This window comes from Gymnodinialimonas sp. JB5-7, from assembly GCF_055693405.1.
Genome location: NZ_JBVFUX010000004.1, coordinates 50,923 through 69,492 on the forward strand (window position 1 = coordinate 50,923; position 18,570 = coordinate 69,492).

Sequence of the window (18,570 nt, forward strand, 5' to 3'; positions counted from 1 at the left end):
TCATGAGCTTCGCAGCACGCCTCAGCCGGGCACCCATCGCGTTCGCCCCCGACCGGGGACAGGAGGCTTTGGCCAAGATGCCCCATCTGGGGCCTAACCTGGCCGAACTGATTTTGGGCGCTGCTGGGTCCTCCCCGTATCTCGCAGGGCTGATCTCGAAAGAAGGCCATTGGCTGTCACATGCGCTCGAAAAGCAGCCGGAAGATGTGATTGCCGAACTTATTGCTGAGACTGGCACACTCGATGCGGGCAGCCTCAATTCGGGATTGCGGCAGGCCAAGCGCCGGGCGGCCTTGATCGTAGCGCTTGCTGATCTGGGCGGTGTTTGGGGGCTGGCGACCCTCACACAGGCTTGGACAGATTTCGCCGATGCCTGTGTCTCGGCGGCATTGGCCATCCACGTTGCAACACAGGCCCGGCGCGGGCGATTGCCCGGTATGACGGAAGAGGATGCCCTGAGTGACGGCGCAGGCATGGTGGCGCTTGCCATGGGCAAGATGGGCGCTGGGGAGCTGAACTATTCCAGCGACATAGACCTGATCTGCCTGTTTGATGAAACCCGCTTCGATGGTGCGGCAGAAGAGATGGAGGCGCGCGCCGCCTTTATCAAAGCGACCCGTGCGATGGCCGCCAGCCTGAATGACGCAACCGCCGAAGGCTATGTCTTCCGTACGGACCTGCGCCTGCGGCCCGATGCGAGCGTAACACCTGTCTGCATCTCCATGGCCGCGGCAGAGCGGTACTATGAGGCGGAAGGACGGACCTGGGAGCGTTCGGCCTATATCAAGGCCCGCGCAGCGGCCGGAGACGTCGCGGCGGGGCAGAGGTTTCTGGAAACCCTGACGCCGTTCGTGTGGCGCAAGCACCTCGATTTCGCGACGGTGGCCGAGACCATGGATATGCGGCAGCGCATTCGCGATCACAAGGGTCTGCACAGTCAGGCGCTGGAAGGGCGCAATATCAAATTGGGATCAGGCGGAATTCGCGAAATCGAATTCTTTGCCCAGACCAGGCAATTGGTGGCGGGTGGGCGCGACCCATCGCTGCGCCAGCCGCGCACCGTGAAGGCGTTGCAGGCCTTGGCGCGGGCGGACTGGATCACCCGGGACGTGGCGAGCGAATTGGCGGACCATTACGGTGCGCTCCGCGAGGTTGAGCATCGCTTGCAGATCATCGATGATGCGCAGACCCATAGCCTGCCGAAATCCGATGAAGGGTTTGACCGTTTGGCACGGCTAAGCGGCGAGGGGGATACAGCACGGTACCGGGCCGCGTTGGAGGCGCGTCTGAATGCGGTCGATGAGATCACCGGCGATCTTTATGCGCCAAAGACCCGCGCAAAGGTGGCGCCAGACCTGAGTGACGGTGCAAAGGATATCGTTGCCCGTTGGCCGGGCTATCCGGCGCTGCGTTCTGAACGGGGGCAGGGGATCTTTGAACGCCTCAAACCTGATCTTCTGGCCCGGTTCGCATCAGCGGACCGCCCCGATGAAGCCCTGGCGAATTTCGATGGCTTTCTGCGTGGCTTGCCAGCCGGCGTTCAGCTGTTCTCCTTGTTTGAGGCCAACCCAAGCCTGGTGGATCTAATTGCTGATATCTGCGCCACGGCACCGGGTCTTGCGACCTACCTTTCGCGCCAGTCCCGCGTTCTGGATGCGGTTTTGGATGGTCAGTTTTTCGCGGACTGGCCCGGCGCAGAGGGTCTGACCCAGGATTTGGAGCGGTTGCTGTCCCCCCTCGATTATGAGGCGCAGCTTGATACCGCACGCCGTTGGCAGAAGGAGTGGCACTTTCGGGTCGGCGTGCACATGCTGCGGGGTTTGATTGGGGCGGAGGGCGCCGCACAGCAATATTCCGACATTGCCGAGGCCATCGTTGCAGCCCTATGGCCATGCGTCTGTTCCGAGATCGCTCGACGGCACGGACCGGCCCCTGGACGGGGTGGGGTCGTGCTGGCAATGGGCAGCCTTGGCACAACCTCGATGACGACAACGTCTGACCTCGACCTCATCGTGATTTTCGATGCCAGTGAGGTGGAGTTGACGGAGGGCCCGCGACCGTTGGACCCGCGTGGCTGGTTTGCCAAGGCGACAAAAGCGATGATCACGGCCCTCAGCGCGCTGACAGGTGAGGGGAAGCTCTACGAGGTTGATATGCGTCTACGCCCCTCAGGCGGGCAGGGGCCGGTGGCCACATCGCTTGCGGCCTTTGACCGATATCAGCGGGAAGAAGCCTGGACGTGGGAACATATGGCGCTGACTCGGGCGCGCGTTGTTGCAGGTGACGCGACTTTGGCGCGTGACGTGGAACAGGTGCGGTGCGATGTTATTGCCTCGCGTCAGTCCGACACCGCCAAAATCCTGAAAGATGCCGCCGATATGCGGGGCCGTTTGGCCAAAGCGGGGCGGGCCGGGGATACCTGGGCAGTCAAGGAGGGGCAGGGTGGTTTGCAGGACATTGCGCTGTGCGCGCAGGCGCTGGCGCTGGCGGCTGGAAGCGCCAGCCGTCAGCCCCCCGCGCAGATCGCAGATGCGGTGACGGCCGGGCTGTTGGGGGAGGAAGCTGGGACTGACCTGACAGATGCGCACACGCTTTTCAGCACGCTTCAACAAGGGGCCCGGCTTTTGACAGACCGCCCACTGGCGCCTGAAACGGTAGGCGCGGGCGGTGTGAGTTTCCTGCTCCGCCTATTGGAGGTGACGGACCTGGACACTTTGGTGCCGCAGCTTGACACTTTGCGCGAACGCGCAGCCACTAGGGTCAACGAAATTTTGGGCGAAACTGGAAAGGACCCTACGGATGCGTGAGGATGACCCCAATGATCCAAAGAACCTGATCCGAGAAGCCTTTCGCATTGAAGGGATCACGGCGTCGGAGTGTCGATCCATCTTCGTCGACTGGGCGCTGAGCCTTGCATCTTCCGATCCGAAGCCAGCGATTTCAGTGCTTCTCGAGAAACACCGTAACGAGCCGGACGATCACCCTATGAAGGCTGTGCTAACTGAGGGACTTGCCAAAGCGCCGGATGCGCGCAGGCGGGGGGACGCGCCGCAAGGATGCGGGCGTCGTGACCCAGAAACTGCAAGGAGCTGTCAGTATGATGCGCCGGATTATCGCCGTCTTGGTCTTTTCTATCGCTGCGACCCAGGCATCCGCCCAGAGCGGGCTGGCCAACCCTGGCGTTTTCGAGAGTTACGAGGCGATGCGGGCCGAGATCGATCCGCTGGTCGCTGACCTGCGCATTCAGACCTTGCTGCCGCGTGTTGCGGATACCAGCCAGATGGACACGGGCGAAATCATGGCCCTCGAAATCCAGATGCGCAACGCACTGCGCGATCCTTTGACAGAGGTGGAGCTTATGATGCTATCGCCCCTGGAGAACGGCTTTCGCCGCGAGATCCTGGCCTACCACGATGGCGGCACCGGCTATCTGTATCTGCTGCTGATGATCCATGAACGTGAAGAGGATCTGGTGGTCCTGCACATGGTCATGAACACCAGCCTGTCGCCGCTTCTGTCGATGTTCTAGAGCACTTTGCGTTTGATTTGGATCGCAACCCGCTGCCTCGCGCCGATGGCGCGAACGCGGAACGCGATAAGATTGCCTCAGATAAAACGCAAAGTGCTTTAGTCTAGGTTTTCAAGCGCGCGGCGTGCGTGCCGCGTTCCCGGTAAGGGGTCGTGTCGTAGTGCGCGCGGTAGCATTTCGAGAAGTGCGACGGCGAGGCAAATCCACACGCAAGCGCCACGTTGATCACGCTCATATCGGTTTGCATCAACAGATTGCGCGCTTTGCCCAACCGCAATTCCATGTAGTAGCGTTTGGGCGAGCGGTTGAGATACCGCCTGAACAAGCGCTCCAACTGGCGGGTCGACATACCCACATCTTCTGCCAGTTGCGAGGGGCTGATCGGGTCCTCGATATTCTGCTCCATCATGCGGATCACGGCACCGAGTTTTGGGTGCCGCACCCCGATGCGGGTGGGAATCGACAGGCGCTGCGTGTCCTGATCGGTGCGGATCGAGGTGTAGATCAGCTGGTCCGCAACCAGATTGGCCAGCTCTTCGCCATGATCCTCAGCAATCAGTTTAAGCATCAAGTCGATGGAGGCGGTGCCGCCCGCCGTGGTGATCCGATTGCCGTCCACCACGAAGACAGATTTGGTCAGCGTGACCTCTTCAAATTCTTCCGCGAAGCTATCCTGGTTCTCCCAATGGATCGTGGCGCGTTTGCCATCCAACAGGCCCGCCTTCGCCAGAGTATATCCCGCCGTGCAAAGGCCCGCGATGACGGGTCCTTTCCTGGCCTCGCGCCGCAACCAGCTGAGCAGTCTTTTGGTGGTTGCACCCGCAACGTCGATCCCGCCGCAGAGCAGAATGACATCTTCGCGCCGCACCTCATCGAGATCGGTATCGAGCCTGAACCAGATCCCGGCAGAGCTTTGCGCATATTCGCCGCCTTCGCCCGCAAGGCTCCACTCATACAACTCCTTGCCCGACATCCGGTTGGCGATGCGCAACGCCTCAACCGCGGAGGAGAAGCAAAGCATGGTAAACTGATCGAGAAGAACGAAAACGAACCGCTTGGGGCCGTCGCCCGGGCGTGGTCTGGCGGTTGCATCCGTCATGCGCAGGTCTCCCTTGGGCGGCATCGGTTGATCCGTGCTTCACCCCAATGAAAAATCGAAATCACCAATTTCGCGCCTGTGCAATCCCACAATTGTTCATTTTGGCGCTCACACTTTTGCCAAATGCGGGATTGGAAGCTGCATGGCCCTTGTGTAGAGAGAGGGCCGACCCTTTGAGATGGAGACGAGAATGGCCTCTGCAACGACCTGGACGAAATCGGATTGGCGCGCCAAACCGCGCGTGCAGATGCCGGATTATCTGGATGAATCCGCCCTGAACGACGTTGAAACGCAGTTGGGGAAATACCCGCCACTTGTGTTTGCCGGTGAGGCGCGCACGCTGAAGCACGAATTGGCCGCCGTGTCGCGCGGCGAAGGATTTCTTTGCAAGGCGGCGATTGCGCGGAAAGCTTCTCGGAATTTTCCGCCGACAACATCCGCGACACCTTCAAGGTAATGCTTCAGATGGCTACTGTTCTGACCTTCGGTGCCAAGGTGCCCGTGGTGAAGATCGGCCGTATGGCAGGCCAGTTTGCCAAGCCACGCTCCGCACCCACCGAAGTGAAAGATGGGGTGGAGTTGCCGTCCTACCGCGGCGACATCATCAACGAATTGGATTTCACACCCGAAGCGCGCATCCCGAATCCGCAGAAGATGCTGCAGGCCTACACGCAGGCGGCTGCATCGCTGAACCTGCTGCGCGCCTTTTCGAAAGGTGGTTTTGCGGATATCCACCGGGTGCATTCCTGGACGCTTGGCTTCACCGATATGGGTGACGCGGAGCGTTACGCGGATATGGCCAATCGCATCCAGGATGCGCTTGATTTCATGTCTGCCGCTGGTTTCGCTCCGGGCAAGACCCACGAGCTCGAGCAGGTGGATTTCTACACCTCGCATGAGGCCTTGTTGCTGGAATATGAAGAGGCCCTGTGCCGCCTTGATCCCACGTCCGGCAAATGGCTGGCCGGTTCCGGTCACATGATCTGGATCGGCGACCGTACGCGGCAGCCGGACGGGGCGCATGTGGAGTTCTGCAAGGGCGTGTTGAACCCGATTGGGATCAAATGCGGTCCTTCGATTTCACGCTCGGACCTGAAGGAGCTTCTCGACACGCTGAACCCGAATCGCGAAGCGGGCCGTATTGTTCTGATCAACCGCTTTGGCGCCGGAAACGTGGCCGATCACATGCCCAAGCTGATCCGCGCGGTCGAAGAGGAAGCCCATCCTGTTGTCTGGTCCTGCGATCCGATGCATGGCAACACAATCAAGTCCGACAGCGGCTACAAAACCCGTCCGTTCGATAGCGTGCTGCGCGAGGTGCAGGAATTCTTCGCAGTGCACCGCGCCGAGGGCACCGTACCGGGTGGCGTGCATTTCGAGATGACCGGGCAAGATGTGACGGAATGCACGGGCGGTGTCCGCGCGGTCACGGATGAGGATCTGTCCAGCCGGTACCACACCGCCTGTGACCCGCGTCTGAATGCCTCGCAGTCGTTGGAACTAGCCTTCCTTGTGGCGGAAGAGCTTTCGGCCAGCCGCGAGGCGCTGCGGGCAGCCGGTTAACAAAAGAAGCGCGCGCCTTTTCGATCAGGCGCGCGCACCTTGTTTTGCAAAGTCAGGCTTTGCCGCCTTCAATGACTTGGAATACGGGACGCGCATGGTGTTCCATTTGGCGGGCTTCGATACGCGCAAGCGCTGCCCCCTTACGCAGTCTCGGCTTACGCGTTTGCACCATCTTCGGCAGCGGAACCTCTCCAAGCGCGCGCGCTGAGGCGAGGCCAGGCAGGCTTGCATGCTCTGGGATATCGTGGCTCCAGCACTCGGACACCCGGAACCTTCCACGCAGATCGGAGATTGCGGTTGTCGCGGCCGCCTCTGAATAGAGGGCAATGGCCCGGTTCAACTGCCCGCGTGTGTCGGCCAGTGGCAGGATCATGAGCTGCCCTTCGTAGCGCGCGCCGAATTGCTGGCGCAGTGCCAGCGACAAAACGCTTATGGCAGGCGTGGTGATGGCCGTTTCTGCGGCATCGAGTGCCTTGGTGCGATCATCCATCTCGAAAAGTGCGCGAAACGGCATGCCGCGCAACTCCATGCCCATGCGTTGGGAAAGAGCCGCCCCGGACAAGCGAATGCGCACGGTTCCCGCCCGTGGGCGTTCAAGAATGCAGATGCGAGACAGGAATTGTGGGATCTTGGCAGGGTTAATTTCAACACGGCCCGGCACCGGACGCCCGGCGCGCAAATCGTCCCAGTGACGCAACAACGATAAGCATCGCGCATCAAGGCGCTCAAATCCCGCAGCTTGCAAATGGGTATCGGTCATGGGTCGGCCTCCGCCAAAATGCATTCGTTTACTGTTCGTAGCCCCCCGAAAGAACACGTCCTGCGGCTTGACCGCGGGTCTGCGTTCCTGTCCTTTTTCATCTACACTGAATAAAATTTTATGTGCAGGGGGAGAGTGGCGGGATGGTTAATGGGTTTGGGGGCGCAGGTGGCAACTAAAGGTCTTGCGTCAATGACTGCATTCGCGGCGTCAGATGGGTCAGACGGGGCGCTCAGCTGGCAATGGGAAATTCGCGGTGTGAATGGGCGGGGTCTTGATCTGCGGCTGCGTCTGCCCGACGGCTTGGGCGCGTTGGAGCAGCCCGTGCGGGCCGCGCTTCAAAAAGCGTTGGCTCGGGGGAATGTGTCCCTCTCCCTCAAATTGCAGCGGGCCGCCAGCGGAGGCGCACACGTCTTGCAGTCAGACGCGCTGGACGCGGCCCTGTCGGCACTGGCCACGGTGGAGCAGCAAGCTGGTGGCAGATTGGCCGCCTCATCAGCTGCGGACATACTCTCCTTGAAGGGTGTATTTGAGGCCACGGATAATGTGCACGTGCCGGACCAGGCAGTGCTTATGTCTGAGGCCGAGGCCCTTATCGCAGCTTTCGTGGAGATGCGGAAAGGGGAGGGTGCGGCGTTGGCCGAGGTTATGAACGGCCAACTGGATCGCATCGCGGAACTGACCGAAGCGGCAGCCGCAACGGCCACGGTACGCTCTGCCGCCGCTGGCACTCGTCTGCGCCAGCAGGTCAACGATTTGCTGAATGTCACCGAAGTGGTTGATGAAGCCCGCCTTGCACAGGAATTGGCCGTGCTGGCCGTGAAGGCCGACGTGACGGAAGAACTCGACCGCCTGCGGGCGCACATTGTGGCGGCACGTGACCTGATCGCAGGAGGTGGCGCAGTTGGCCGCAAATTGGATTTTCTGATGCAGGAGTTCAACCGCGAGGCAAATACGCTCTGTTCAAAGTCGGGCGATGCGGCGCTGACCGCGATCGGCCTTGACCTGAAACTGACCATCGATCAGATGCGCGAACAGGTTCAGAACGTGGAATGAGCATGCCAGAGACAACCAGACGCGGGCTATTGATCATCCTGTCCTCTCCATCTGGTGCGGGCAAGTCGACCTTGGCCCGCCGCCTGATGGCGTGGGACGGCACCCTATCGTTCAGTGTATCGGCCACCACGCGCGCGCCGCGCAAAGGCGAAGTTGACGGCCAAGACTACCATTTTCTGGATGAAGCTCGCTTCAAGGCGATGGTGCGCGATGGTGAAATGCTGGAACATGCCCATGTCTTCGGCAATTTCTATGGCTCCCCCATGGGTCCTGTTGCGGATGCGATTGAGGCCGGGCGTGACGTTCTTTTCGACATTGATTGGCAAGGCGCGCAACAGATCCAGAAAAGCGCACTGGCCGCGCATGTCCTTTCGATCTTTATTCTACCGCCGTCGATTGCAGAGCTGCGCCGCAGATTGGAAACCCGCGCACAGGACGATGCCGAGGTGATCGCGAAGCGGATGCAGAAAAGCTGGGACGAGATCAGCCATTGGGATGGCTACGATTATGTGCTGGTCAACGATGATCTGAATGCGACCGAAGCGCATCTGAAAACCATTGTCACAGCAGAACGGATGAAGGCCAGCCAGCAGCCCGCGCTGATGGAGCATGTGCGCATGCTACAATCCGAGTTTGAGGACGCCCCATGACCCTCTATGCATTGAACGATATCAGTCCGCAAATTGCGGACGATACCTGGATCGCCCCAGATGCCAATGTGATTGGCAATGTCGTGCTGGAGCCGGGTGCAAGCATCTGGTTTTCCTGCACGCTGCGGGGCGACAACGAAGAAATCCGCGTCGGGCGCGGCTCAAACATTCAGGAAAATGTGGTGTGCCACACCGACCCTGGTTGCCCGTTGAGCATTGGGCCGGATTGCACGATTGGCCACAAGGCCATGCTGCATGGATGTACCATTGGCGCAGGCACCCTGATCGGAATGGGGGCGACTGTGTTGAACGGCGCCACGATCGGGGCGGGCTGCCTGATCGGGGCCGGGGCGCTGATCCCCGAAGGAAAGGTTATTCCAGACGGCTCGCTTGTTATGGGTATGCCGGGCAAGGTTGTACGAGAGCTTGATGAGGCTGCACGTGCCGGCTTATTAGCCTCGGCAGAGCATTACAGGCAGAACATGCGCCGCTTTCGGGATGGCTTGCGGGCGCTTTAACGCGCCGTCAATCTCACCGAAGCCTCGTTCGCCTCGTAAGACATTTCCAGCCCTAGGGCCGAGGCCGCGTGCACAGCAACGGCAAATTGCGCCTGTGATGGCTTCAGGTTCATGTCATCGGGCACCTCGCCGGCCGCAAGGATGCCCCAAAGATCGTCATCCACGGCCAGTCGGGGGCCGTGAGCCTCTACCGCCAGTCCACCGTCCTGCCCATCCTGCAAGTAAAGATCGCCGCCCATGGGCAGGCCCGTTTCCGCACAAAGAAGCATCAAGAGAAGCAGCTTGATCTCTTGCCGCGGTCGGTCGCCTTCGATCCGCCAATGTCCTGTGATCCGGCTTTGATGGAAATACCCATCCACCGCCTCGCGCGCTTCGCGGTTGCTTGTGCTCTGGTCGGGGCCGGCGCCGCCGAATGCCAAACGGAACAGCCGAATCCGGGCTTCCGCTGCGCGCACAGCGTCGCGGATCAACTCCATCTCGGGTCCGTCTGCTTTCCCGGTCATCTCCAAAAGCTCGACACCATTGCCGATCGCACCCAATGGGTTAACTAGATCGTGGCACAGCCGTGATGCGACCAGGTCAGCCAGTCGCGTCGGCAGTTGGGAATGCGCATCAAGCATGGTGGAAAGGTCCTTTGGGTTTATGGAACGAAATACACACGCCGCCGATATCACAGCGATCCTTGAACCCGGCATGTATGTTCAACATCCCGCCGCACCCGATTGGGGGGTGGGGCAGGTGCAATCAAACATCGGCGGCAAGGTCACCGTTAATTTCGAACATGAGGGCAAGGTAGTGTTGGATGGCCGGGTCGTGGGTCTGGTCATCGTAGATCCCTCATAAACTCAACCTCAGCGATAGCGGAAACTGGTTAACACGAACTTAACGTTGGCGTCAGCTTCGCGTCCAGCGCGCATTGCGGTTGCTTGCAAATGGGCCTGCCTCCGCTTAACCCTGCGCGCCAACGCTCCCCGCGCCGCGCGCTGCGCACTACGAGGATACACCTCGCACCATGTCTATGGACGAGCCCAAATTCGAGTTGCGCCTGGCCGCGAGTGACGCAGATGTCTTGGCGGCACAACGTTTGCGTTACCATGTTTTTGTAGAAGAACTGGGCGGTGATGGCGCGCTTGTCGATCATGACGAGAGGATAGAAGCCGACCGCTTCGATCCCTTTTTTGAGCATCTTCTGCTGCTCGATAAGCGCCGTGCGCCTGAGGACCAGGTTGTTGGTGTCTATCGCCTTATGTGCGCGGACGGCGCCAAACGGGCGGGCGGTTTCTACTCCGAAGATGAATATGATCTGAGCGTGCTGCACAGTTCCGGTCGGAGGTTGTTGGAATTGGGCCGGTCCTGCTTGCACCGCGATTATCGCGGCGGGGCGGCCATGATGCATTTGTGGAACGGCCTGGCGGACTACATTTCCTCCCATAAGATCGAGTTGATGTTTGGCGTGGCGAGCTTTCACGGCCTCGATGCCACGCCGTTGGCGGGGCAACTCTCTTTGCTGCACCATCGCCACCTCGCGCCTGAAGATATTCGCCCCCAGGCCCGTGCGGATGGCTTTCAACGGATGGATTTGATCGCGCCTGAAAGCCTGGACCGTCCTGCAGCGATCCGTCAGATGCCGGCGTTGATCAAAGCCTATCTGCGGCTTGGTGGATATGTCGGGCAGGGCGCGTACATTGATGAGCCGTTTAATTGTATCGACGTTTGCCTTGTGATGGACGTGACCCGCATGTCCGACACCCATCGCGCGATCTACCAACGCGGGGCGGCGCGATGAGCGGCACGTGGTACGGTGAAGAGCCTCCGACGCCGCGTGCAATCAGCGCCTTGGACTGGCTTCGCATTGCGTGGCGCGGCGGGCCGTTGGTCGTTCTGCTGCTGATTTGCTTCCCGCTCTTGCTGGTTTGCCGACCGCTGGAACGGGCAATCTGGGGCCTCAAACGCCCCATTACGCCCTACATCACCCAGTTTGTGTGCATTTCGGCGTGCCGGTTTTTGTCGTTGCAGCGCGAGGTTGTCGGCACGCCGATGCGCGGCGCTGGTGCCTATGTCAGCAACCATGTCTCCTTTCTGGATATTTTCGTTCTGAACGCCTGCAAGCGGCTGTATTTCGTCGCCAAGGCCGAGGTCAGCACTTGGCCCGGTGTCGGGCTGGCTGGCGCGCGGCACGGGCACTGTCTTCATTCGCCGCGACCGACGTGAAGCGGCGGCGCAAACAAAACTGTTCGAGGATCGCTTGATCGCGGGCCACCATCTTCTGTTTTTCCCGGAAGGCACGTCGACGGATGGAAAGCAGGTGCTGCCGTTCAAGACAACGCTGTTCGCCGCCTTCTTTTCCGACCGATTGAAAGACGAGATTTCGGTCCAACCTGTCAGTCTGCGTTATCACGCCCCTGCCGGTGCACATCCGCGCCACTACGGATGGTGGGGGGACATGGATTTCGGGCCGAGCTTGCTGCAAATTCTGGCCACGCCCGGCCGTGGTCGGGTCGAGGTGATTTATCATCCTCCGCTTCCGGTGACGGCCATCAGTCAATCGAAAAGCCCTTGCCCAGGCCGCCGAGGCGGCCGTTCGGCATGGGTTGGAGACGGGGACTGCTCTGGTCTAGTCGAGCGGTGCCAACAGGGTCTGGAGCGCCGACAATGGATTATCCTGCCCCCAAATCTCCGCGCCGATCGCAAAAAAATCAGTCACGGGGGCCAGGGCTGCCACAAGATCGGTATCCAATGCCCCTTCGGCCACCACGGGCAATTCGATCATCTGCGACCACCAGGCAAACAACTCCGCCTCGGCGCGAGTCCCGCCGCCAAGGCGGCTTTCCCCGACAGGCCCAAAGCTGATGTAGTCTGCACCGGCCTCACCTGCATTCATCCCGTCATGGCGCGAGGCGCCACAATAGCTGCCAAGGATTGCATCGGCCCCGAGCGTCTTGCGGGCGGCGCGGATCGATCGCGCACCATCGGGCAGGTGAACCCCATCCAGACCAAGTCGTTCGACCAATTGGATATGACGATCAATCACCAGTGGCACGTCGCGCGCATGGGCCACTTCGCGGCAGGTATCCGCGGCACGGGCGAGAGTGTCTTCATCATCACCGGCCAACGCCATCCGCACGCACGCGATTTCCGCGCCGTCCAAGATCTGCGCAAGCTGCGGCGCAAAGACCGAAGGGTCAAAACTGTGCGGCGTGATCAAGTAGATTTGCGGGCGATCGACGGACGTGTCTTCGGTGGCCATGGCGTTCTCCTGCCAAGCGAGTTTTGAGGCTGATAACCTTCCCAATCCGGCGGGGCAATGGGGCGATGGCTTGCAGCCTTGAGGGCCATTGGCTAAGCGGCGCGTATGACAGACGCCATGACTACTCCACGCCAACCGGCTTTCGTTCTTGTCCGCCCGCAAATGGGCGAAAATATTGGCGCGGCCGCCCGCGCGATGTGGAACTTCGGGCTCGACCATATGCGCGTTGTGGCGCCGCGCGACGGCTGGCCGAATGAGCGAGCCGTGGCGCTGGCCAGCGGGGCGGGGCGATTGCTGGATCAGGCGGGGCTGTTTGAGGATGTGCCCGGCGCCCTTTCCGATTGTACCTATGTCTTCGCAACCACGGCGCGGGAACGCGGAATGACCAAACCGGTCGTTACGCCAGAGCGTGCAATGGAGCAGGCCCGGGCCATTGCGGCCGAGGGTGGCAAGGTGGGTGTCCTGTTTGGCCCTGAGCGCGCAGGTCTTGAGAATGCCGATATCGCGCGGGCGGACGCCATCATTTCCGTGCCCGTCAATCCCGACTTCCCATCGCTGAACCTGGCGCAATGCGTCTTGCTGTGCGGCTATGAATGGCGGCGACAATCGGTGGATGTCGCACCGGAAGTGATGGAGCTGGCCAAGACGGATTTTGCCAGTGGTTTGGAAGTCAGTGCGCTTGGCGATCATTATGAAGCGCAACTGGAGGAGGCCGGTTTCTTCTGGCCACCAGAGAAGGCCGACAGCATGAAGCTGACGCTGCGCAATCTGTGGGGTCGGTTGAACCTGACCCGTGCCGATGTCCAAACCATGCATGGCGTCCTGCGCCAAATGCGCCGGTGGGCGGAGCGCAAGCGCAAGGACCCCAGGTAAGCCGCGTGCATCGATGTCGCGGGCGCTTGAAGGGGCAGAGGGGCCGGGTTAGGTCTGCGGGCAAGAGCGAAGAGGGACGACAATGGCCGGTAGACGCAGTATCTTTCGAAGAGGTCAGCGAGGCGCAGAAGCCCGCGGCAACGCCGGGTGGCGTGACGGGCGACCGTGGTCGGGGCCGGCGGCGTGTGCGGATCTTCATCATGATCCTGTTTGTGATGGTGGTCGTTCAGATCGCCGTGGGTGGCCTGACGCGGCTGACGGATTCAGGGCTGTCGATCACCGAATGGGCCCCGATCAGCGGTGCGATCCCGCCGCTCAATGAAGCGGATTGGGAAGCCGAGCTGGAGGCCTACCGCGCAACCACCGAATACCAGGAACAAAACCGCGGCATGTCGATGTCCGAGTTCCAGTTCATTTACTGGTGGGAGTGGGGGCACCGACAATGGGCACGGGCCCTTGGGCTTGTATGGGCCGTTGGCTTTCTGGGGCTTTTGGCGACAAGGTCTGTCCCGACGGGTTGGTCCGGGCGATTGCTTTTGCTGGGCGCGCTCGGCGGGCTGCAAGGCCTTGCGGGGTGGTGGATGGTCCATTCTGGCCTTGCGCCGGGGATGTTCGATGTCGCGTCTTACCGGCTCGCGGTTCATCTGGTGTTGGCCTTCGTGATCCTTGCGTTAATGGCCTGGTACATCCTGACGCTCGGTCGCGCAGAGGCGGAGCTTATGACGGCCCGCCGCGATGCCGACCGAAAACTGAACGGTATGGCGACCGGTCTATTGCATCTGACCTTTGTGCAAATCCTGCTTGGCGCATTGGTTGCGGGCATTGATGCGGGCCGAAACTATATCGACTGGCCTTTGATGGCCGGGGCCTTCACGCCGCCCGATATGTGGGTGCTGGAGCCGTGGTATCGGAACCTCTTTGAAAATGACGGGACCGTTCAATTCATTCATCGCATCACCGGCTATGTGTTGCTGCTGTTCGGCATCGGCGCGTGGTTTGCGGCGCGCAAAGTTCCCGCACCGCGACGCGGCGCGCCTTTGATTGGGTGGCGGTCATGATGTTCGGCCAGATTGTTCTTGGTATCGTCACCGTCATGCACTCCTCGCCCTGGTATCTGGCGATCCTGCACCAATTTGGCGCGGTCGTGCTTGTGACACTAATCCTGCGCGCGCGGTTCCTCGCACGCTACCCCTTGCCACAATCTGTCAGAGGAGCCGCCTGATGGCTGCCATCGACGATCTTCTCGCGTTCCAAAAGACCACCGAAGCCCTGGGTCAGGTGATGGGCCGTCTGGGTTGGGATCAGGAAACCATGATGCCGTCCGGCGCCGCCGCGCAACGCGGTGAGGAAATGGCGGCGCTTGAATCCGTTCTGCATGCCCGCCGAACCGATCCGCGTATTGGCGAATGGCTTGAGGCCGTGGAACCCGCTGACGCAGTGCAAACCGCCCAACTGCGTGAGATCCGACGAGGACATGAACGGGCGGTGAAGGTGCCCGGTGATCTGGCGGCAGAGCTGGCGCGTCTGACCTCGGTCAGCCAAGGCATCTGGGCCAAGGCGCGCGCCGCGGATGATGTCGCGGCCTTTCTGCCCACGCTGAAGCAGGTCGTTGCCCTGCGCCGCGAAGAAGCGGCTGCTATCGCCGATGGCGGCGATCTCTACGACGCGCTTCTGCAAGACTACGAGCCTGGTGCGACCGCTGCCGAGATTGCGGCCTTGTTCGACCGCATGCGCCCGCGTCTGGTCGATCTGCGCGGCCGACTGTCTGAGGTCGACATGCCCAACGCGCTGTCCGGGACTTTCCCGAAGGCCGCGCAGATGGCCCTTGGCGCAGAAATCGCAAAGGTCTTCGGGTATGATTTCAACACCGGACGTCTGGATTTGGCGGTTCATCCGTTCAGCTCTGGCTCGGGCGCCGATGTGCGGATCACGACCCGCGTGGATGAGGGCGAACCGCTTGGGTGCCTGTATTCCACGATCCATGAGGTGGGCCACGCCACCTATGAACAGAACATCGCCGAGGCCCTGCGTCTGACGTCGATCGGGCAAGGCGTGTCGATGGGTGTCCACGAAAGCCAAAGCCGCATACACGAAAATCAGCTTGCGCGATCCGCTCCGTTCACGCGCTTCCTGCATGGTCGGATGGAGGCGCACTTTGGCGTGTTGTCGGCCAGCGCCGAGGACTTCGCGCGGGTGATCAACCGGGTCGAGACCGGGTACATTCGCACCGAAGCGGATGAGGTCCACTATAACCTGCACATCATGCTGCGGTTCGATCTGGAGCGGCAGTTGTTCGGCGGCGGGCTTGAGGTCGCTGACCTGGAAGAGGCGTGGAACACGCGCTTTGCCTCCGACTTTGGATCTGGAGATCGATCGCCCCTCAAACGGTGTGCTGCAGGACGTGCACTGGTCGGTCGGGCTGTTCGGCTATTTCCCGACTTATTCCCTGGGCAATGTCTATGCGGGCTGCTTGCATGAGGCGCTGCGCCGGGATGTGGCGGATCTGGATGGTCAGCTGGAGGCGGGCGATCCATCAGCGGCGCTGGAGTGGCTGCGCGAGAACCTGCAGCGCCATGGGGGTCTGAGGACACCGCGTGAAACGATCATGCATGCCACAGGCGGAGAGATCAGCGAAGCGCCGCTGCTGGACTACCTGGATGCGAAATACGGGGCGCTGTTTGGCGTTTGAGTGCGCTTATCACGGTTGATAAGTGGGGTTAAGCTCCTGACACAGATACAAAATAACCTTTTTGGTTTACCAAATCTTAACTCCTGCATTCCTCCCTCAGGACCAAGTGGGCGGGCGTTTTTCCAGGAAGGCGTTGATGCCTTCGTCGGTGTCACGGTTGAGCATGTTCTCCACCATGACCTCGCCGGTGAGCGCATAGGCCTCCGATGTGGTCAATTCCGCCTGGGCATAGAAAGCCTGCTTCCCGACGCGGACCGCGGAGCCGAGTTTTGCGGCGATGGTCTCGGCCAGATCAGCCGTGGTGGCCTCTAACCCTTCGGCGGGCGACGTACGATTGATCAGGCCCGCGTTTCGCGCCTCTGGCGCTGTCAGGAACTTGCCGGTCGTCAGCATCTCGAAGACCTGCTTTCGGTGCATGACGCGGGAAAGCGCCACCATGGGTGTCGAGCAGAAGAGGCCGATGTTGACGCCGTTGACGCCGAATTTCGCCTCCTCCTCGGCCACGGCCAGATCGCAGGAGGCGACAAGCTGACAGCCTGCGGCGGCGGCAAGGCCGTGGACCTGTGCAATGACGGGCTGGGGCAGGCCGGGGATCGTCTGCATCAGATGCGCGCAGCGGTCGAACAGGTCTTTCCATGCGGCGGCGCCGTTATCCTCAGACTGACGCGCGTGCTTGCATCTGCTTGAGGTCATGGCCCGCGCAAAAGGCGCGGCCCGAGCCTTTCAGGACGACAACCTTCTGATCGGCATCGTCTGTGAGGTGATCGAATTCCGATTGCAAGGCGGCCAACATCTCATCGCTCAGCGCGTTGAGGTTCTTGGGCGAATTGAGCGTCAGATGTGTGATCGCGCCGTGATCGTCACGCAGAACGAGGGGTTCTGTCGTCATGGGGCGCCTCCCTTGCGCGTGTGATCAAGTTGCGGGAAAGGTAGCCGGGACGGAGGACGGGGGAAGCCATGCCGGTCAAGATGAATGCCGAAGAGGTTGCAACCTATCTCGACGAGGTATTTCCGCAGGTGCGCGGCGATTTCGTGATCGAAGACGTCCGCGATATGGCGGTGCGCGTGCGCATGCCGGTGGCCGAGCGGCATTTGCGCCCCGGTGGCACTGTGTCGGGCCCGGCCATGTTCGCGCTGGCCGACGTGTCGGTCTATATCGCTGTGATGGCCATGGTGGGCCGTGAAGCGCTGGCCGTCACGACAAGCGGCTCTTTCGACTTCATGCGCAAGCCGGTCGCGGGTGCCGACATGGTCTGTGAGTGCCGCTTGCTGAAACTGGGTCGCGTGCTGGCGGTTGGCGAGTGCCTGCTGTTCTCGGACGGGATGGAAGCCCCGGTGGCGCGCATGTCGATGACCTATTCGATTCCACCGAAGTAGCACCTCGTTCAAAAGGAGCGGCTTGCGCCGCGTTCTGATGATCGAGGAGTGGGGGACGCTGTCCCCCCAGTCCTTCGGACTGTCCCCCTGAGGTATTTCTGACCAATGGAAGACAGGGTCAGCGTGCGCCGCGGTGCAACTCTGTCACGCGGACATTGTCGGTGTGGAAGGCAGCTTTCAGGATTGGGATGGCCGCGTTTGGGTCCGTGTCGCCGCACATGAATAGGTCGAAGGCGGCAAAGCCGATTTCGGGCCAAGTGTGACAAGAGATGTGGCTCTCTGCGAGGATCGCCATCGCGGTGACGCCTTGGGGCGAGAAGTGGTGAGAATGCAAGCTGAGGAGGGTCGCGCCGGTGGCTTCGGTCGCGTCGCGTAGCGCCTGTTCAATATATGCGCGATCATTGAGGTGTGCCGCATCGTGGAGATCCACGATCAGGTGCGTGCCGGCATAAGTGGTGCCGTCTTTGGCTGTGAGGTGCGTCGCGGTCATGGCGGAGGGTATGGCCCGTGTCTGTGAGCGAGGGCAAGGGGCGGAATTCGGTGGGAAATCTATGGGGTAAAATAAAACCCCATTATTAAGTCGTTGTTTTTGTTTAATCCGTTACGTCTTTGTGTTCTTGACGTGGGCGCAAAGATGCTTAGAAAGCGCCCATGTTCGAGGGGCACGTGCCGCTCTTTCGTTTTTCTTTCGCGCCGCAGGGCGCTGACCCGAGCGCCTTCCGGCGCAAATCCGTTAGGAAACGCAAAATGAAAACCTTCTCTGCCACGCCGGCGGATATCGACAAGAAGTGGATCCTGATCGACGCCGAGGGCGTTGTTCTGGGCCGTCTTGCTTCGATCGTCGCCATGCGTCTTCGCGGCAAGCACAAAGCCTCGTTCACGCCGTCCATGGATATGGGCGACAATGTCATCGTCATCAACGCCGACAAGGTGCAGCTGACGGGCAACAAGCGCAACAAGCCGAATTACTGGCACACGGGGTATCCGGGTGGGATCAAGTCCCGCACCACCGGCCAGATCCTGGAAGGCGCGCACCCAGAGCGTGTTGTCATGCAGGCCGTCAAGCGGATGCTGCCGGGCAACAAGCTGAGCCGTCAGCAGATGACCAACCTGCGCGTTTATGCCGGTGCTGAGCACCCGCACGAGGCGCAGGATCCTACCGTTCTCGACGTGGCGTCGATGAACAAGAAAAACACGCGGAGCGCATGA

At 60.9% G+C, this 18,570-nt stretch carries 15 protein-coding genes and 5 pseudogenes; 14 read left to right on the plus strand and 6 right to left on the minus strand.

The genetic code is table 11. The features are described from left to right. Positions 1-2: 2 nt before the first annotated feature. Entirely contained in the window at positions 3-2,807 is a 2,805-nt protein-coding gene (locus ACZ1HK_RS00780; protein ID WP_472627066.1) for a [protein-PII] uridylyltransferase family protein, read from the plus strand. Positions 2,808-3,025: 218 nt separating this feature from the next. Continuing rightward, positions 3,026-3,529, plus strand: coding sequence for a hypothetical protein (locus ACZ1HK_RS00785; protein WP_472627067.1), 504 nt, complete (start codon positions 3,026-3,028; stop codon positions 3,527-3,529). Positions 3,530-3,632: 103 nt separating this feature from the next. On the opposite strand, the gene ACZ1HK_RS00790 is transcribed toward ACZ1HK_RS00785, so the two are convergent. Beyond that, entirely contained in the window at positions 3,633-4,628 is a 996-nt protein-coding gene (locus ACZ1HK_RS00790) for a GlxA family transcriptional regulator (protein ID WP_472627068.1), read from the minus strand. A gap of 247 nt (positions 4,629-4,875) precedes the next feature. On the opposite strand from ACZ1HK_RS00790, the pseudogene ACZ1HK_RS00795 reads away from it, so the two are divergent. Then, positions 4,876-6,191, plus strand: a pseudogene (locus ACZ1HK_RS00795) (class II 3-deoxy-7-phosphoheptulonate synthase). A 52-nt stretch (positions 6,192-6,243) separates the two neighbouring features. On the opposite strand, the gene ACZ1HK_RS00800 reads toward ACZ1HK_RS00795, so the two are convergent. Further along, complete coding sequence (locus ACZ1HK_RS00800) at positions 6,244-6,951, minus strand: PAS domain-containing protein (protein WP_472627069.1); 708 nt, start codon at positions 6,949-6,951, stop codon at positions 6,244-6,246. 192 nt (positions 6,952-7,143) lie between these two features. Between ACZ1HK_RS00800 and ACZ1HK_RS00805 the strand changes: the two genes are divergently transcribed. The 3 genes from ACZ1HK_RS00805 to ACZ1HK_RS00815 are packed head-to-tail and all read left to right on the plus strand — an operon-like array spanning position 7,144 to position 9,175. Next, positions 7,144-8,007 carry a YicC/YloC family endoribonuclease gene (locus tag ACZ1HK_RS00805; RefSeq protein WP_472627070.1) on the plus strand — a complete coding sequence of 288 codons (864 nt, stop codon included), beginning with the start codon at positions 7,144-7,146 and terminating at the stop codon, positions 8,005-8,007. 2 nt (positions 8,008-8,009) lie between these two features. Beyond that, positions 8,010-8,657, plus strand: coding sequence for a guanylate kinase (gene gmk / locus ACZ1HK_RS00810; protein WP_472627071.1), 648 nt, complete (start codon positions 8,010-8,012; stop codon positions 8,655-8,657). After that, a complete protein-coding gene (locus ACZ1HK_RS00815; protein WP_472627072.1) occupies positions 8,654-9,175 on the plus strand; it encodes a gamma carbonic anhydrase family protein in 522 nt (173 codons plus the stop codon). Before gmk ends, ACZ1HK_RS00815 begins: the two co-directional genes overlap by 4 nt. Here the strand turns inward: ACZ1HK_RS00815 and ACZ1HK_RS00820 are convergent. Next, the gene (locus ACZ1HK_RS00820) at positions 9,172-9,795 is read right to left on the minus strand and encodes a histidine phosphotransferase family protein (protein WP_472627073.1); all 624 of its coding nucleotides are present in this window, start codon (positions 9,793-9,795) and stop codon (positions 9,172-9,174) included. The two genes, ACZ1HK_RS00815 and ACZ1HK_RS00820, sit on opposite strands and share 4 nt — an antisense overlap. Before the next feature lie 22 nt (positions 9,796-9,817). On the opposite strand from ACZ1HK_RS00820, the gene ACZ1HK_RS00825 reads away from it, so the two are divergent. From ACZ1HK_RS00825 to olsA, 3 genes and pseudogenes are all read left to right on the plus strand, one after another. Then, positions 9,818-10,018, plus strand: a complete 201-nt coding sequence (locus ACZ1HK_RS00825) for a DUF3553 domain-containing protein (RefSeq protein ID WP_472627074.1) — start codon at positions 9,818-9,820, stop codon at positions 10,016-10,018. A 169-nt stretch (positions 10,019-10,187) separates the two neighbouring features. After that, a complete protein-coding gene (gene olsB, locus ACZ1HK_RS00830) occupies positions 10,188-10,961 on the plus strand; it encodes an L-ornithine N(alpha)-acyltransferase (protein ID WP_472627075.1) in 774 nt (257 codons plus the stop codon). Continuing rightward, positions 10,958-11,793: pseudogene (gene olsA / locus ACZ1HK_RS00835) on the plus strand (lyso-ornithine lipid O-acyltransferase). Before olsB ends, olsA begins: the two are co-directional and overlap by 4 nt. Here the strand turns inward: olsA and ACZ1HK_RS00840 are convergent. Next, a complete protein-coding gene (locus tag ACZ1HK_RS00840; RefSeq protein WP_472627076.1) occupies positions 11,790-12,422 on the minus strand; it encodes a thiamine phosphate synthase in 633 nt (210 codons plus the stop codon). The pseudogene olsA and the gene ACZ1HK_RS00840 overlap by 4 nt on opposite strands. A 117-nt stretch (positions 12,423-12,539) precedes the next feature. Here ACZ1HK_RS00840 and ACZ1HK_RS00845 point away from each other — a divergent pair, with 117 nt between their 5' ends. From ACZ1HK_RS00845 to ACZ1HK_RS00855, 3 genes and pseudogenes are all read left to right on the plus strand, one after another. Continuing rightward, complete coding sequence (locus ACZ1HK_RS00845) at positions 12,540-13,295, plus strand: RNA methyltransferase (protein WP_472627077.1); 756 nt, start codon at positions 12,540-12,542, stop codon at positions 13,293-13,295. 82 nt (positions 13,296-13,377) lie between these two features. Continuing rightward, positions 13,378-14,517: pseudogene (gene ctaA / locus ACZ1HK_RS00850) on the plus strand (heme A synthase). Next, positions 14,517-15,984: pseudogene (locus ACZ1HK_RS00855) on the plus strand (carboxypeptidase M32). The pseudogenes ctaA and ACZ1HK_RS00855 overlap by 1 nt, the downstream one beginning before the upstream one ends. A 96-nt stretch (positions 15,985-16,080) precedes the next feature. On the opposite strand, the pseudogene ACZ1HK_RS00860 reads toward ACZ1HK_RS00855, so the two are convergent. Further along, a pseudogene (locus tag ACZ1HK_RS00860) lies at positions 16,081-16,873 on the minus strand (enoyl-CoA hydratase). A 68-nt stretch (positions 16,874-16,941) separates the two neighbouring features. Here ACZ1HK_RS00860 and ACZ1HK_RS00865 point away from each other — a divergent pair. Continuing rightward, a complete protein-coding gene (locus ACZ1HK_RS00865; RefSeq protein ID WP_472627078.1) occupies positions 16,942-17,361 on the plus strand; it encodes a PaaI family thioesterase in 420 nt (139 codons plus the stop codon). 118 nt (positions 17,362-17,479) lie between these two features. Here ACZ1HK_RS00865 and speD read toward each other — a convergent pair whose 3' ends face one another. Further along, a complete protein-coding gene (speD, locus tag ACZ1HK_RS00870; protein ID WP_472627079.1) occupies positions 17,480-17,851 on the minus strand; it encodes an adenosylmethionine decarboxylase in 372 nt (123 codons plus the stop codon). A 257-nt stretch (positions 17,852-18,108) separates the two neighbouring features. On the opposite strand from speD, the gene rplM reads away from it, so the two are divergent. Continuing rightward, on the plus strand, positions 18,109-18,570 hold the full coding sequence (gene rplM / locus ACZ1HK_RS00875; RefSeq protein WP_368474928.1) for a 50S ribosomal protein L13: 462 nt from the start codon (positions 18,109-18,111) through the stop codon (positions 18,568-18,570).

Excerpts from the sequence above, each read along its gene's own strand:
- ACZ1HK_RS00780 (WP_472627066.1), top strand. The coding sequence starts at position 3 with ATGAGCTTCGCAGCACGCCTCAGCCGGGCACCCATCGCGTTCGCCCCC.
- ACZ1HK_RS00785 (WP_472627067.1), top strand. The coding sequence starts at position 3,026 with ATGCGCGCAGGCGGGGGGACGCGCCGCAAGGATGCGGGCGTCGTGACC.
- ACZ1HK_RS00790 (WP_472627068.1), bottom strand. The coding sequence starts at position 4,628 with ATGACGGATGCAACCGCCAGACCACGCCCGGGCGACGGCCCCAAGCGG.
- ACZ1HK_RS00800 (WP_472627069.1), bottom strand. The coding sequence starts at position 6,951 with ATGACCGATACCCATTTGCAAGCTGCGGGATTTGAGCGCCTTGATGCG.
- ACZ1HK_RS00805 (WP_472627070.1), top strand. The coding sequence starts at position 7,144 with ATGACTGCATTCGCGGCGTCAGATGGGTCAGACGGGGCGCTCAGCTGG.
- gmk (WP_472627071.1), top strand. The coding sequence starts at position 8,010 with ATGCCAGAGACAACCAGACGCGGGCTATTGATCATCCTGTCCTCTCCA.
- ACZ1HK_RS00815 (WP_472627072.1), top strand. The coding sequence starts at position 8,654 with ATGACCCTCTATGCATTGAACGATATCAGTCCGCAAATTGCGGACGAT.
- ACZ1HK_RS00820 (WP_472627073.1), bottom strand. The coding sequence starts at position 9,795 with ATGCTTGATGCGCATTCCCAACTGCCGACGCGACTGGCTGACCTGGTC.
- ACZ1HK_RS00825 (WP_472627074.1), top strand. The coding sequence starts at position 9,818 with ATGGAACGAAATACACACGCCGCCGATATCACAGCGATCCTTGAACCC.
- olsB (WP_472627075.1), top strand. The coding sequence starts at position 10,188 with ATGTCTATGGACGAGCCCAAATTCGAGTTGCGCCTGGCCGCGAGTGAC.
- ACZ1HK_RS00840 (WP_472627076.1), bottom strand. The coding sequence starts at position 12,422 with ATGGCCACCGAAGACACGTCCGTCGATCGCCCGCAAATCTACTTGATC.
- ACZ1HK_RS00845 (WP_472627077.1), top strand. The coding sequence starts at position 12,540 with ATGACTACTCCACGCCAACCGGCTTTCGTTCTTGTCCGCCCGCAAATG.
- ACZ1HK_RS00865 (WP_472627078.1), top strand. The coding sequence starts at position 16,942 with ATGCCGGTCAAGATGAATGCCGAAGAGGTTGCAACCTATCTCGACGAG.
- speD (WP_472627079.1), bottom strand. The coding sequence starts at position 17,851 with ATGACCGCGACGCACCTCACAGCCAAAGACGGCACCACTTATGCCGGC.
- rplM (WP_368474928.1), top strand. The coding sequence starts at position 18,109 with ATGAAAACCTTCTCTGCCACGCCGGCGGATATCGACAAGAAGTGGATC.